This window comes from Rhodococcus spelaei (assembly GCF_006704125.1).
GTDB classification, from domain to species: Bacteria; Actinomycetota; Actinomycetes; order Mycobacteriales; family Mycobacteriaceae; genus Rhodococcus_G; species Rhodococcus_G spelaei.
The window spans coordinates 361,707-375,234 of the sequence record NZ_VIGH01000004.1 but is presented as its reverse complement, the minus strand read 5'-3'; the positions used below and the strand labels follow the sequence as shown (position 1 = coordinate 375,234).

The 13,528-nt window shown below is 69.4% G+C and carries 14 protein-coding genes; 4 read left to right on the top strand and 10 right to left on the bottom strand.

Annotated features, from left to right (window positions below; all coding sequences use genetic code 11):
• Positions 1-3: 3 nt before the first annotated feature.
• From galK to FK531_RS11080, 7 genes are all read right to left on the bottom strand, one after another.
• Entirely contained in the window at positions 4-1,191 is a 1,188-nt protein-coding gene (gene galK / locus FK531_RS11110; RefSeq protein WP_246098100.1) for a galactokinase, read from the bottom strand.
• Positions 1,188-2,315: a galactose-1-phosphate uridylyltransferase gene (galT, locus tag FK531_RS11105; protein WP_142099584.1), complete on the bottom strand. Its 1,128-nt coding sequence runs from the start codon at positions 2,313-2,315 to the stop codon at positions 1,188-1,190. Before galT ends, galK begins: the two co-directional genes overlap by 4 nt.
• An 89-nt stretch (positions 2,316-2,404) precedes the next feature.
• Positions 2,405-2,935, bottom strand: coding sequence for an orotate phosphoribosyltransferase (pyrE, locus tag FK531_RS11100; protein ID WP_142099184.1), 531 nt, complete (start codon positions 2,933-2,935; stop codon positions 2,405-2,407).
• A 71-nt stretch (positions 2,936-3,006) separates the two neighbouring features.
• Positions 3,007-3,600 carry a LemA family protein gene (locus FK531_RS11095; protein ID WP_181762908.1) on the bottom strand — a complete coding sequence of 198 codons (594 nt, stop codon included), beginning with the start codon at positions 3,598-3,600 and terminating at the stop codon, positions 3,007-3,009.
• A gap of 192 nt (positions 3,601-3,792) precedes the next feature.
• Positions 3,793-4,494 carry a TtfA family protein gene (locus FK531_RS11090; protein WP_181762907.1) on the bottom strand — a complete coding sequence of 234 codons (702 nt, stop codon included), beginning with the start codon at positions 4,492-4,494 and terminating at the stop codon, positions 3,793-3,795.
• A gap of 94 nt (positions 4,495-4,588) precedes the next feature.
• A complete protein-coding gene (locus FK531_RS11085; protein ID WP_142099180.1) occupies positions 4,589-5,629 on the bottom strand; it encodes a hypothetical protein in 1,041 nt (346 codons plus the stop codon).
• Positions 5,630-5,789: 160 nt separating this feature from the next.
• Positions 5,790-6,494, bottom strand: a complete 705-nt coding sequence (locus tag FK531_RS11080; RefSeq protein ID WP_142099178.1) for a FadR/GntR family transcriptional regulator — start codon at positions 6,492-6,494, stop codon at positions 5,790-5,792.
• A 317-nt stretch (positions 6,495-6,811) separates the two neighbouring features.
• Here FK531_RS11080 and FK531_RS11075 point away from each other — a divergent pair, with 317 nt between their 5' ends.
• Together FK531_RS11075 and FK531_RS11070 are read left to right on the top strand one after the other, a co-directional pair.
• Positions 6,812-7,483 carry an MspA family porin gene (locus tag FK531_RS11075; RefSeq protein WP_142099176.1) on the top strand — a complete coding sequence of 224 codons (672 nt, stop codon included), beginning with the start codon at positions 6,812-6,814 and terminating at the stop codon, positions 7,481-7,483.
• 99 nt (positions 7,484-7,582) lie between these two features.
• Complete coding sequence (locus tag FK531_RS11070; protein WP_142099174.1) at positions 7,583-8,251, top strand: MspA family porin; 669 nt, start codon at positions 7,583-7,585, stop codon at positions 8,249-8,251.
• A 167-nt stretch (positions 8,252-8,418) separates the two neighbouring features.
• Here FK531_RS11070 and clpB read toward each other — a convergent pair whose 3' ends face one another.
• Entirely contained in the window at positions 8,419-10,971 is a 2,553-nt protein-coding gene (gene clpB, locus FK531_RS11065) for an ATP-dependent chaperone ClpB (RefSeq protein WP_142099172.1), read from the bottom strand.
• Between the two features lie 176 nt (positions 10,972-11,147).
• Here clpB and FK531_RS11060 point away from each other — a divergent pair, with 176 nt between their 5' ends.
• Positions 11,148-11,741 (top strand): CHAP domain-containing protein, encoded by a 594-nt coding sequence (locus FK531_RS11060; RefSeq protein WP_142099170.1) that lies wholly within the window; start codon positions 11,148-11,150, stop codon positions 11,739-11,741.
• Between the two features lie 52 nt (positions 11,742-11,793).
• Here FK531_RS11060 and FK531_RS11055 read toward each other — a convergent pair whose 3' ends face one another.
• Positions 11,794-12,231 carry a nuclear transport factor 2 family protein gene (locus tag FK531_RS11055; protein WP_142099168.1) on the bottom strand — a complete coding sequence of 146 codons (438 nt, stop codon included), beginning with the start codon at positions 12,229-12,231 and terminating at the stop codon, positions 11,794-11,796.
• The gene (locus tag FK531_RS11050) at positions 12,224-12,979 is read right to left on the bottom strand and encodes a zinc-binding dehydrogenase (RefSeq protein ID WP_142099166.1); all 756 of its coding nucleotides are present in this window, start codon (positions 12,977-12,979) and stop codon (positions 12,224-12,226) included. Before FK531_RS11050 ends, FK531_RS11055 begins: the two co-directional genes overlap by 8 nt.
• A 42-nt stretch (positions 12,980-13,021) precedes the next feature.
• On the opposite strand from FK531_RS11050, the gene FK531_RS11045 reads away from it, so the two are divergent.
• Entirely contained in the window at positions 13,022-13,522 is a 501-nt protein-coding gene (locus FK531_RS11045; protein ID WP_290367622.1) for a TetR/AcrR family transcriptional regulator, read from the top strand.
• The last annotated feature ends 6 nt before the right edge of the window (positions 13,523-13,528 follow it).

Sequence of the window (13,528 nt, the reverse complement as noted above, 5' to 3'; positions counted from 1 at the left end):
CGTTCAGGGGATCCGGCGTGCCGGGCCGCCTCCGGTGTCGACGCGCAGGAACGCGGGGGTCACCAGTCCCCGCGATCGCGCCGTCGAAAGCACTTCGACCGCAACCTGATCCACCTCCGATGCCTCGACCAGCGCTATCGCGGAGCCGCCGAACCCGCCTCCGGTCATCCGGGCACCGTGTGCGCCGGCGGCGAGGGCGACGTCCACGGCGCTGTCCAACTCGGGGCAGGACACCTCGAAGTCCTCGCGCAGCGAGGTGTGCGAGGCCGTCATCAACGGACCGATGTCTCGGAGCCGACCGGAGTTCAGGAGCGGCAACACTTCTCGCACCCGCCCGATCTCGGTGACGACGTGCCGGGCTCGCCGCACCAGATCGCGGTCCCCCAGCACGGCGACGTCGAGACCCTCGTCGGCGGCCACCCGCAGCGTCGGCACCCCGAGAACCTCGGCCGCCTTCTCCACCGACCGCCGGCGTTCCGCGTACTGCCCGTCGACGAGCCGGTGCGGGGCGCGGGTGTCGATCACCAGCAGCGCCAGTCCATTTCCTGCCAGGTCGAACGGAACCTGTCCGACCGACCCGTCCGCTGAGTCGACGAGCAGCGCGTGAGCGGCAGTGGCGCGCAACGAGACCGCCTGATCCATGCCACCGGTGGGGGCGAGCGCGATCTCGTTCTCCGCGGCCACGCAGCAGGTAGCCAGCGTGGCCCGAACGCCGTCGTCGGTCGACAGCCCCGCCAGGTCCGCGAGCGCGATCGCCAGTGCGCACTCGAGCGCCGCCGAACTCGACAGCCCCGCCCCGATCGGGACCGCTGACGCGACGGCCACGTCGACACCGAAATTGCCGCCGAGCATTCCGTCCCGCCGCATCGCCCACACCACCCCGGCCAGGTAGGCGGCCCAGCCCGACGGCGCACCGGGCGCGACGTCCGCGACCGCGCCGTCCCACGGCGTCAACCCCGACCGCAGGCGCAGCCTGCCGTCACCTCGACCACGGACGGCGACGACGGTGCGATGCGGCAACGCGATCGGCAATGACAACCCGTCTGCGTAGTCGACGTGCTCGCCGATCAGGTTCACCCGCCCCGGCGCCGCCCACACCCCGTCGGGCAGGCCACCGAACTCGGCACGGAACAGCGCGGTCGCGGCCTCCGCCAGGTCCGCGTCCGACACCGGCGCCACCCAGTCGGTCACGACGGCACCGGGCCGGGTGCGATTGCCCGGAACCGCGCGGCGATCGCCTCGGGGGTGGTGTCGGAGATCCACGCACCCATCCCGGACTCCGATCCGGCGAGGAACTTCATCCGGTGCGGCGCACGCATCAACGAGAACACCTGCAGGTACAGCCTTCCCAGCTCCCGCCCCTCCTCGACCGGCGCCTGGTGCCAGCCCGCGATGTAGGGCAGCTTCCCGACCCCGTCGAAGAAACGGTCGAGGCGGCCCAAGACGTCGAGGTAGAGCGCGGCGAGGTCCTCGAGCTCGGGATCGCGCAGCTCGGTCAGGTCCGCGACGTCCCGGTTCGGCGCCACATGCACCTCGACCGGCCATCGCGCGGCAGCCGGGACGTACGCGGTCCAGTGCTCGGTGGTCGCGACAATCCTTCTGCCCGACCGCCGTTCGGCGTCGAGCACGTCGCGCAGCAGCACCCGACCGGTGCGCGCGTGGTGTGCCCTCGACTGCCGCAGCAGCGCCTCGGTCCGCGGCGGCAGCGCCGGATAGGCATAGATCTGGCCGTGCGGGTGGCCGAGAGTCACGCCGATCTCCTCGCCGCGGTTCTCGAAGCAGTACACCTGCGCGATGCCCGGCAGGGCGGACAGCGCCCGCGTCCGGTCGACGAGGGCGGCCAGCACGGTGCGCACCCGCGGGAGCGGCAGCTCCGCGAAGCCGAGGTCGTGGTCGCTGGTGAAGCACACGACCTCGCATCTCCCCGACGCCGGTCGCTGGGGCCAGAGGTCGTCGCCGTCAACGTGATCCGTCGCCGGCGGCTCCGCACCCCGCGCGAGGGAGGGGAAGCGGTTCTCGAACACCACGACGTCGTAGTCCTCGGCAGGGATCTCGGTGGCCGGCCGGTCCGCTCGGGTCGGGCACAGGGGACACTCGGCAACGGCAGGCAGGAAGGTGCGGCTGTTGCGGTGCGACGCCAGCGTCACCCATTCGCCGGTGAGCACGTCGTAGCGCATCGTCGATGTCGCTGCGACGGGGTCGAGGTCACGGCGGTCGCGGAGCTCACGCGTCGCGGCGCCGCTCGTATACGGCTCGGTGTCGTCGAAGTAGATGAGCTCACGCCCGTCGGCGAGAGTGGTCGCGGTCTTCCGGATCGGCACGCGCCCACGATAGGCGCCTCCGGCGCCTGTGAGTCCTTGTGGTCCGCCGCGGGGCCAAAAGGACTCACAGGCAGCGCAGCTGCCTACAGGCCCAGATCGTCGAGGCCGAGCAGCGACCGGTACTCGAGGCCCTCGGCCGCGATGATCTGGTCGGCGCCGGTTGCGCGGTCGACCACCGTCGCGACGCCGACCACGATCGCGCCCGCCTCGCGGAGCGCGCGCACGGCGGTCAGCGGGGAGTTGCCGGTGGTGGTGGTGTCCTCCACGACCAGCACGCGCTTCCCGACCACGTCGGGGCCTTCGATCTGCCGCTGCATACCGTGCGCCTTGGCGGCCTTGCGCACCACGAACGCGTCGATCGGGCGCCCCTCGGCGTGCATGACCGCCATCGCCACGGGGTCCGCGCCCATCGTCAGCCCACCGACCGAGGCGAAGTCCCAGTCCGCGACGAGCTCGCGCAGCAGCTTGCCGATCAGCGGTCCGGCGCGGTGGTGCAGCGTGGCGCGGCGCAGGTCCACGTAGTAGTCGGCTTCCTTGCCGGACGACAGGGTCACCTTTCCGTGCACTACCGCCAGCTCGCGCACGAGCCCCGCCAGCTCCGCCTTCTCCGTCATCGACCGCTCCTTCTCGCCTGCCATGTCGCCGTCGAGCCTAGTCGGCCACGCGGGGCTCGACCGCACGCGGCTCAGACGGTCGCGGACCCGACGACCTCACCATCGGTCAGTTCTTCGCCCCGGAGTTCGGCGGGCAGTTCCACCGGCAGTTCGGCAAGGGTTGCCTCGAACATCGGCGCCGGCCGTCCACCGAATACCCGTGCCACGGGCGCGGTACCGATCCCGCGCGACAGCGAGTTCATCGCGGCCGCGCTGGAGTTGTAGACGCGGGCTGCGCCGACCAGCCGCTGCTCGGTCCGCTGCAGTTCGAGCACGGGCCGCTGAATCGCCCAGTCGTTCTTGACCTTCGGGTCGCTGCCCGTCTCCAGGACGACCCGATGCAGGGCGACCGACAGGGCGTTCTCCGATCCGGCCTGATCGCCGAGCGTCATGCCTTGCTCGCGGAAGCCGAGGGCGAGCGAGCGTGCACCGGCCAGCGGAGCCAGTACGGACGAGTCCATGTTCGCGGCGCGCGCGGCGACGACGAGGTCGTTCACCTGCTCGTAGCGACGGCCCAGTTCCACCTCGAGCAGGCTTCGGCTCGCGGTGAGGTTCGCCTCGGTCCGGCGCAACCTCCGGACCACCGCGTACACCCGGGCAAAAAGGACAACAGCAACAACAGCCACTACCGCCACAAGAGTCACAAGCGTGGAATCTACCCACCCAGCGTGGGCACGCGCCACACCGGTCGGGCCGTGCGGCCACGCCGAAGGAAACCCGGGGTTGAAGTGGGCGTCGAGCGCCCGGCGCGGGCGACGGCCCGGCGGAGGAAACGAAGACACGCGACGGGCGTCAACCACCCCGCGAAACCGCGACGGTCAGCGCGGGACGTCGTCGTCCGAACGAACGTCGAGCGGGTGCGGGTACGGACGACTCGGGTCGTGGCTGAGATCGCTCATCTCGCCCGGTTCGGACACCGGCGGCAGCACATGCAGCAGGCCCGACAACCGGCCGACCGCGTCGATCGCCGCGTCCCAGTCACGCCCGGTGCTGGTGATCGGAAGCGATCCCAGCGTCCACGCACCCTCGCTCCAGAGCATCTGGACCTGCGGCGGCACCGACTCGGTGAAGTGCACCATCCGCTGGTCGCAGACGCGTCGTGCGATCTCGAGGTCGGTCGAGAAGACCACCCGGGGCCCGATCGCGCCGAGCAGGTTCAGGTCGTTGTCCCTCGGCGGCGGCGTGGACTTCAACCGCAGGTCGACGTCCACGTCGGAACCGACGGACCGCTGCACGGCGACGATCGTCGCGGTCTCGGGGAGGTCGAACAGCACGAAGTCCTCACCGCGCCGGACGCCGTGCACGACGTCGACGGCGCCGAGGTACTCCTGACGGGCCATGGCGGCCCGGTGCCACCGCGTCGGCAGCTGGTCGTCGGACTCGTTGTACGTGTAGCCCTGCGCCTTCGCCCAGATCTGCCGGACCCGACCGAACTGCTCGCGGCGGCTGCGGTCGACGTACAACAGCACGATCGCACCTGCGAGCGCGATCGCTGAGAGTCCGAACCAGATAAGCGTCATCGCCAGTCACAATATCGACAGCGCGGCCCGTTCGTGGCACTCGGCTCGCACCCGGACCGAAGTTCCGCCGGAATTGCCGTCATCGCCCGACTCCTCAGTTGCCGCCGCTGTGGCCGAGGTTCCCGAGGTCCGGGATCGACGTGTTCACGATGAGCCGGGCCGTGACCGCCCCGTCCGACGTCTTGTCGCCCTGCACGAGCACGGTATCGCCGACCCGCACGTCCGAGACCTTGGTGCCGTTCAGAGAGATCACCCGGGTCGACGGCGTGGTGGTGACGGTGACCGCGGAACCGCCGATGCCGTCGAGGATCAGGGTGGCCCCGTCGTTGGACTTCACCGTTCCGACCGCCGCCCCCGCGGCACCGATCGCCTCACCGAGGCCGCCCGGAATCTTCGACAGGTCGGGCGCGGTGGTGCCGGGCGTTTCGGTGGTGCGGGGCGGGGTGGTCGGGCGCGGCTGGGTGGGCACCTGCGAGCTGGTGACCGGGCCGGAAGCGGTCGACGTGTCGGACCCGCCGGAGTTGACGAGCAGCGCGCCGATCCCGACGACCGCGGCGAGCAGCAACGCCGCCACCGTCACGGCGGCGACGATCACCACCTTGCCGGGGCCCTTCTTCTCGCCGTCACCGGAGGGCGAGGCACCACCTGCCGCGGGCCCGTTCTGCGGCGGTTCGTTCGGGTCGTAGTAGGTCGGGTAGGCCTGGGTCGCGTTCGGCGGTGGCTGGTTCGGGTCGTACCCCTGATACGTCGGGTACGCCTGCGTCGCGTTCGGCGGCGGCTGGTTCGGGTCGTACCCCTGATACGTCGGGTACGCCTGCGTCGCCTCCGGCGGCGGCTGGTTCGGGTCGTACCCCTGATACGTCGGGTACGCCTGCGTCGCCTCCGGCGGCGGCTGGTTCGGGTCGTACCCCTGATACGTCGGGAACGCCTGGGTCGCGTCGCCGTACGCCTGGCGCGGATCGGAGGTGTACTGCGGCCCGGGGAACTGCTCGGTCGGCTGGTCCGGGGACTGGTGCCCGGGCTGCTGCTGTGGATGCGGACCCCACCCGGCGGTGGGGTCGGGTCCGGCGGGCAGTGCCTCGGTGCCGTCGGGGGCCTTCTCGGCCGGCGTGCGCTGATCGTCCGACTTGCTCATGTCTCGGGCCTGCTTTCCTGTCCAGAATCGACGCACCGCGTACTTCCGATTCGACGCACCGCGTACTTCCGATTTGACGCACCGCGTCGGCGGCTTAGGACCGACCATTCAGGGTAGAGCCGAATCCTGAGACATCCCTAAACACTGCAACCAGCGCCGGCTACTGCATCGCGTCCCAGGTGATCGGCCTGGCGAGCGCATCCGGAGATTTCGTATGCAGGTAGTTCGTCCATTCCGAGACGTGCAGCCGCATCGCGCCCTCTGCCTCGTCGGGATCTCCGGCCATGATGGCGTCGAAGATCGCCTGGTCCGCCTTGAGCACCTGAAGGCGCTGCTGAACCGGATAGTCGACGCTGAGCGACGAGCCGGCGAAGACCCCGTCCATCGCGTCGATGAGGAAGCCGAACAGCGGGTTTCCCGATGCCCAGGCGATCGTGTTGTGGAACTCCCGGTTCGCCTCGAGGAACACCTCCAGATCTGTGGTGCTCTCCCGCATCAGGGCCACCGCACCCTCCAACCGCACGCGTAGCTCGTCGGTGATCCGTTCCGCCGCCAGCCGAGCCATCAGTGGCTCGAGCCCGACGCGAGCCTCCACGATCGTGGCGAACTGGGCGCCCTCGAACTGCAGTAGCAATCCCAGACTGTTCATCAGGTGCGAGGCCTCGGGCTTCTCGACGATCGGCCCGCCGCCCGGACCCGGCTTGAGCGAGATGGCGCCGGACAGTTCGAGGAATCGCAGTGACTCGCGCAGGGTGCCGCGCCCGACCTGGTAGTGCTCGAGCATCACCTTCTCGGAGGGTAGGTGGTCGCCCGGCCCGAGCCCTTGTTGATCGATGTCCGAGATTATTCGCCTTGCAATGATCATTGCCGTCTTCTGCGGACGTTCCGACCTGATCACCATTGTGCTGCCCCCCCTGTACTGCCGCCCTCGCACCCTACTGAGCGGTAGGGACGATACCGGCCAATTCGTTAGATCATCGGCATGAACAGGGATCTATCGGACCCGAGGTCCCCAAGTGTGATGCGAGTCACTTCAATTGGCCGCTGTGGTGCATTGCATTCAATCTAATGATGCGGATAGTTTCTGGGCTGCGTCGGGAATGTCGGGGTCGCATTCTCCGATTGCCGCCGGTGCGTCGCCCCCGGCGAAGCCAGTCTGAACCCACCTCACAAGGGGAATTGATGAGCGAGTACCGCACGTCCGGCCTGCGCCGAGGCGCCCGCATCGCAGGCCTCGGCGCAGCCGCCGCAGCCGCGATCGGCCTGATGTCGACCGCCGCCGCCAGTGCCGACACCTTCGTACCGCTGCCCGACGGCAACAAGGCCACCCCCGGCGTAGTCGTCTCCCGTACCGGCGAGAGCGCCCTGATCTCCCCGTCCCTGGCAGCCAACGGCGCCGGACGCACCGCATGGGTCTCGGGCACCGTCACCGCCGACGTCTCGTCCATCACCAAGGACGGCGAGGCCGGTCCGTTCAACGGCCAGACCAACATCCCCGGCACGAACAACTCGTCCACGCACGGGATTTCGCGAATCAGCACCGGCTACATCATCGGTTGCCAGGTCGACATCACCGGCCTCGGCGGCTCCATCGGTGGCGGCTTCGATCTGAACGGCCCGTCCATGAACGCCTCGCTGACCGTCCCGGTCTCGGCGGGCCAGGTCAAGTTCGTGAACATCGCCGGCAAGGACATCAAGAAGAACGGCAAGTACTCGGTCCAGTACCAGGACACCCAGCTCGAAATCCAGAACTGCGGCGGCTACGCCCAGGCCCGGTCCTACACCGTCGTGGAGATCGTCGGCGACAACTACTCCAAGACCACCCTCTACGGCCAGCCCTTCAGCATCGGCTGACGCGCCTCCGGCGCCCGTGCGCGCGATTCACCCCCACCGGGGTGAACGGCGCGCACAGTCCCACACCGATCCTGAAACTGATCCCCTGAAAGGGAATTCATGAACGCCAGCAAGACCGGCCTCCGTCGCGGGCTGCAGATCGCCGCCTCCGGCGCGGCCGCCGCCGTCGCCCTCGGCTTCCTCTCCGTCGGTGCCGCCAACGCCGACACCCTCGTCCCGCTGCCGGACGGCTCCATCACGCAGATCCTGGTCGACGGCACCGTCGTCACGATCACCCGCACCGGCGAATCCGCGAACATCTCCCCGTCGCTCGGCGCCACCCCACTGCACCGCAACGCGTGGGTCTCCGGCTCGGCGAAGGTCGAACTGTCCGGCCCCGGCGGCGGCACCATCCAGCCCGGCTACATCGTCGGCTGCCAGCTGACCCTGGGCGGCAAGGCCGGCGCGGACAGCAACATGACGTCCAATTACGCCGGAACGACCACCACCCAGTCCGGCAAGGGCAGCGGCACCGTCTCCATCGGCCCCGGCCAGGCCGTGGACTACAAGATCCTCGACCTCGAGGTCGCCGACGCGTTCGGCGCCGAGCAGCACCGCAACGGCAACCCCTTCAAGAACAAGGGCAGCGTCACCTGGGCCGACTCGACCATGGCCGTGAACGGCTGCGCCGGCTACGCGCAGGCGCGCTCGTACGTCAAGGTCATCGTCAGCACCGCGAACGTGCAGAGCACGGTCACCCTGTGGGGACAGCCCTTCAGCCTCGGCTGATCGCCCCCACCCCAGACGCACCCGGCCACTGACGGTCTCGCCCCTCACGAGCCAGCGCCGGGTGTACTGAAACGCAGGCGCGCGGTCCACCAACCCTCCGGACCGCGCGCCTGTGTTCTACCCACCCGACGGCGGGATCGTCACCACGACGATCCCGCCGTCGTGCGTCAACCCAGCACCAATCGTTCACCGTCGACGGAGACGTTCACCGGAACCGTGTCGCCGTCGTGAATCTCGCCCGCCAGCAACAGCTTTGCCAGCTGGTCGCCGATCGCCTGCTGCACCAGCCTGCGCAGCGGTCGGGCCCCGTACAGCGGGTCGTAGCCGCGCTTGGCCAGCCACGCCTTCGCCGGCTGCGAGACCTCCAGCGTCAGCCGCCGTGCGGCGAGCCGCTTGGCCAGCTGACCCAGCTGGATGTCGACGATCGACTCGAGCTGCTCCTCGGAGAGCGGATCGAAGACCACCACGTCGTCGAGCCGGTTGATGAACTCCGGCTTGAAGGCGTGGCGCACCGCTTCCATCACCTGTTCCTTGTCACCGCCGGCACCGAGGTTGGAGGTGAGGATCAGGATGGTGTTGCGGAAGTCCACCGTCCGGCCCTGACCGTCGGTCAGACGCCCCTCGTCGAGGACCGCCAGCAGGATGTCGAACACGTCGGGGTGCGCCTTCTCCACCTCGTCGAACAGCACCACCGTGTACGGGCGCCTGCGCACGGCCTCGGTCAGCTGGCCGCCCGCCTCGTAGCCGACGTAGCCGGGCGGCGCGCCGACCAGCCGCGCGACCGAGTGCTTCTCGCCGTACTCGGACATGTCGATCCGCACCATCGCCCGCTCGTCGTCGAACAGGAAGTCCGCCAACGCCTTCGCGAGCTCGGTCTTGCCGACGCCGGTCGGCCCGAGGAACAGGAACGAGCCGGTCGGCCGATTCGGGTCCGCCACTCCCGCGCGGGCCCGGCGCACCGCATCCGAGACGGCTTGCACGGCCTCGGACTGTCCGACCACCCGCTTGCCGAGTTCGGACTCCATCCGCAGGAGCTTCGCGGTCTCGCCCTCCATCATCCGGCCCGCGGGGATCCCGGTCCACGCCGCGACCACGTCCGCGACGTCGTCGGGCCCGACCTCCTCCTTGAGCATCACGTCGCCGTCGCTGGCGCCGCCGGACGCCTCGACCGCCGCGTCGAGCCGCTTCTCCAGCTCGGGGATCCGCCCGTAGCGCAGCTCGGCGGCCTTACCGAGGTCGCCGTCGCGCTCGGCCCGATCCGACTCGCCGCGAAGCGATTCCAGCTGCTCCTTGATCTCGCGGACCGAGTCGATGGCCGACTTCTCGTTCTGCCAACGCGTGCTGAGCTGGTTCAGCTTCTCGCGGTCGTCGGCGAGTTCCTGGCGCAGCTTCTCCAGGCGTGCCTTGGAGGCCGCGTCGGTCTCCTTCTCGAGCGCCACCTCCTCGATCTCGAGCCTGCGGACGGTGCGCTCGACCTCGTCGATCTCGACGGGGCGCGAGTCGATCTCCATCCGCAGCCGCGACGCCGCCTCGTCCACGAGGTCGATGGCCTTGTCGGGCAGGAACCTCGAGGTGATGTAGCGGTCCGAAAGGGTCGCCGCCGCAACGAGTGCGGAGTCGGTGATCCGCACGCCGTGGTGTACCTCGTAGCGCTCCTTGAGCCCACGGAGGATGCCGACGGTGTCCTCGACGGACGGTTCGCCGACGAGCACCTGCTGGAAACGCCGTTCGAGGGCGGCGTCCTTCTCGATGTACTTCCGGTACTCCTCGAGGGTGGTCGCGCCGACCAGTCTCAGCTCGCCGCGGGCCAGCATCGGTTTGATCATGTTGCCCGCGTCCATGGCCGATTCGCCGGTCGCGCCCGCACCGACGATGGTGTGCAGCTCGTCGATGAAGGTGATGACCTGTCCGGCCGAGTTCTTGATGTCGTCGAGGACGGCCTTGAGTCGTTCCTCGAACTCGCCGCGGTACTTCGCGCCCGCGACCATCGAACCGAGGTCGAGGGAGACGACGGTCTTGCCGCGCAACGACTCCGGCACGTCGCCCGCGACGATCCGCTGGGCCAGGCCCTCGACGATGGCGGTCTTGCCGACACCGGGCTCGCCGATGAGCACCGGGTTGTTCTTGGTGCGGCGGCTGAGTACCTGTACGACGCGACGAATCTCGGTGTCGCGGCCGATCACCGGGTCGAGCTTGCCAGCACGGGCGGCCTCGGTGAGGTCGGTGCTGTACTTCTCGAGCGCCTGGTAGCTGCCCTCCGGGTCGGGACTGGTCACCCGCGCGCTGCCGCGGACCGCCGTGAAAGCCTCACGCAGCGCCTGCGGGGTAGCACCGTGTCCGACAAGGAGTTTCGCGACATCGGAGTCACCGGACGCGAGTCCGTAGAGGACGTGTTCGGTGGAGACGTACTCGTCGTCCATCTCCGTCGCGAGGTGCTGCGCGGCGGTCAGCGCGGCCAGCGACTCGCGCCCCAACTGCGGTGTGGTGGTGGCACCGGTGGCCTTCGGCAGCCGGTCCACCATGGTCTGCGCCTCGCGGTGCACGACGGCCGGGTCGACACCGACGGCCTTGAGCAGCGGTGCCGCAATGCCGTCGGTCTGGTCCAGCAGTGCTGCGAGCAGGTGCGCCGGGCGGATGTCCGGGTTGCCGGCGGCGGAAGCAGACTGCAGTGCGGCCGACATGGCAGCCTGAGTCTTGGTGGTCGGAGAGAACGAGTCCACTTGTCACCCCTTCGGAAGACATAGGTCGTCGTCTGCGAGCGCAGCGACGGTGATGTCACTGCCGAGCCTAGGCATGGCCGCTCGGCGCTGTCACCTTCTCCAACGCACGAAAGGTTGAGTCTGTTCCGCTCAACTTTGTCGGCTTTCGAATCACTCCACCCGCTACATTCGACACCGTGACCACGCCGCCGCAGCCTCGCCGCCGTCGCCGCGCCCTCTGGGTCACGGCGCTCCTCGCCGCGGTCGCCGTCGTCGCGACCGGCGTGCTGTGGCTGGCGCCGAGCCGCTACCTGCCCTGGGACACCGCCGACTTCCCGACCGTCGACCGGGCCGCACTCTCGCAGTCGCAGGCCCGGATCGTCGACCTCCTCGACGCCGAGCACCGCGCGCAACGCCCCGGCACCTTCTACGCCGAAGGTACGGAGGAACCGTGGTGTGCCGACTTCGTCAGCTGGATCATGCGCGAGGCCGACCTGCCGCTGTCGAACCCGAACTCCGGGCACTGGCGGATCCCCGGCGTGTACACGCTGCGGGAGTACTACGCCTCCCAGGGACGGTTCGAGAAGGCCGGCGAGGGCTACCGGCCGGCGGTCGGCGATGTGGTGCTCTACGACAACAGCAGCTGGGTGGGCCAGCACACCAACATCGTCGTGGCAGTCGACGGGGACACCGCAACGACCGTGGGCGGCAACGAACTCGGCAAGATTCGCGTGCACGACCTCGACTGGGCCTCGGATTCGGCGGTGGTCGGCTTCGGCCGGCTCGACTAGATGAACCCGGCCGTCAGGCTGGTGGCGGGCGGCGGGGGGGCAGTCCCCACGCTCACAGAGTCGGCGCCGACGGACTTTCACCCACTCTCAGCGAGGCTATGGCCGCCTGCAGCGAAAGGGGATTGAACCACTCGCGCCAGCCTGTGATTCGGCCACCGGAGAGGATGAAACGGCCGATGTAGTGCTGGTGGTAGTCGAAACCGGTGGTCGTACGCGCGGCAGCGGTGTATTCGGCGAACACCACACCACGGCCGCCGGTTTCCGCGCTCGTCAGGGCCATCGTCCATTCCTGATACATGCCGATCCCGACGGTGAGCGCCTCACCGAGGGCTGCGGCGCCCTCGATTCGACCCGCACCGCCGGGCGCGAACGGCATGTCGAACACCACGTCGACTGCAACCAGATCCAGGATCGCTGACACGTCGCCCGTCGCCTCTCGATCGATCAGCGTGCGCACCACGGCGATGTCATCGGCAGCGGTGTCATACATGGTTGTCGTCCTTGTCGATGGTGAGCACGACCTTGCCCGGAAGTCGGCCGCTACGAACGGCTTCCAACGCCGCCGCGGTGGCGGACCACGGTTCCAAGAGGCCGATCTCGGCTGTCAGCACGCCGGTGGCGGTGATCCGCACCAGTTCGGCCAGGTCTCGCGCGTCGTCGGCGTCAGGAAGGTCCGAGTAGACGAAATGGCGCACCGTCAACGACGAGCGGCCGTCGAGAAGCTCGAAGAAGTCCAAGGTGATGGGTTTCCCGCCCGCCTGGCCGAACCACAGCACCAGCCCGTTCCGACCGAGTCGCGTGATGGCTTGCTCGGCGGTGGCGCCACCGACGGATTCGAACAGCACATCCACGGGATCGGGCACATCGACTGCATCGCGCACCACGACGGCCCCCAGGCGCGTCAGATGTTCGGCGTCATCCTCCGGCCGTGCGAGCACGGTCACCTGCGCACCGCGCGCGGCGGCGAGCTGGACCACGAACTGGCCGACGCCTCCGGTCGCGCCGGTGATCAGCACTCTGCGCCCGGCGAGGGACGGTGCGGACCGGACCAAGCGCAGCGCGACCATACCCGCCAACGGCAACGCGGCGGCGGTCGGCGTGTCCACTGCGTCCGGCAGTTCCACCAGCCGTGCTGTGTCGACGGCAACGAACTCGGCACCGCCGCCGCCTTCGGGCAGGTGCATGAGCACCCGCCGGCCGGCGGGTGAGCCGGAACCGTCCGCGGCGGGGGTGACCACCCGACCAGCGGCGTCGATGCCGACGCGCCAGTCCGCGCCCGCCTGCTCCAGGCGGCGCGCACTGTGATGCGCACAGCGGGGATGGAGGTGAGTATCGAAGAGATCGCCGCGACCGCCGGAGTCGGACCGTCGACCTTCTACCGGCACTTTCCCAGTAAGGACGCGCTGCTGGCGGCGCTACTGGAGGAACTGGGTGCCGGTGCCCGTGAGATCGCCGAACAGGCCTCGCGCCTGCCGGACCCGTGGCAGGCGTTCGCATTCGTGTTCAGCAACGGCTGCGTGCTCGACCCCGACGATCTGCTGATGTTCGACCAGATCGCCCGCGTGAGCCGCGAGCTCGGCGAGCAAGCGGAGAGCGAGACCGCGAGCATCGTCACGGTCCAGGTCACCCGCGCCCAGCGCGCGGGGGTCCTGCGCGGCGACGTGGACGCCACCGACGTGGCCGCCTTGATGCGCGCGGCCGATGGCGGTACCCCCGAACAGCGTGAGCGGCGGGTGAAAGTGCTACTGCAAGGGCTCCGGCCAGCGAGTGATCTCGGCTGACTCGTT

Coding starts and splice junctions, on each gene's coding strand:
- FK531_RS11085 (WP_142099180.1), bottom strand. CDS start 5,629: ATGAGCAAGTCGGACGATCAGCGCACGCCGGCCGAGAAGGCCCCCGAC.
- FK531_RS11070 (WP_142099174.1), top strand. CDS start 7,583: ATGAACGCCAGCAAGACCGGCCTCCGTCGCGGGCTGCAGATCGCCGCC.
- pyrE (WP_142099184.1), bottom strand. CDS start 2,935: ATGACGGAGAAGGCGGAGCTGGCGGGGCTCGTGCGCGAGCTGGCGGTA.
- FK531_RS11075 (WP_142099176.1), top strand. CDS start 6,812: ATGAGCGAGTACCGCACGTCCGGCCTGCGCCGAGGCGCCCGCATCGCA.
- FK531_RS11080 (WP_142099178.1), bottom strand. CDS start 6,494: ATGATCATTGCAAGGCGAATAATCTCGGACATCGATCAACAAGGGCTC.
- FK531_RS11055 (WP_142099168.1), bottom strand. CDS start 12,231: ATGTATGACACCGCTGCCGATGACATCGCCGTGGTGCGCACGCTGATC.
- FK531_RS11090 (WP_181762907.1), bottom strand. CDS start 4,494: ATGACGCTTATCTGGTTCGGACTCTCAGCGATCGCGCTCGCAGGTGCG.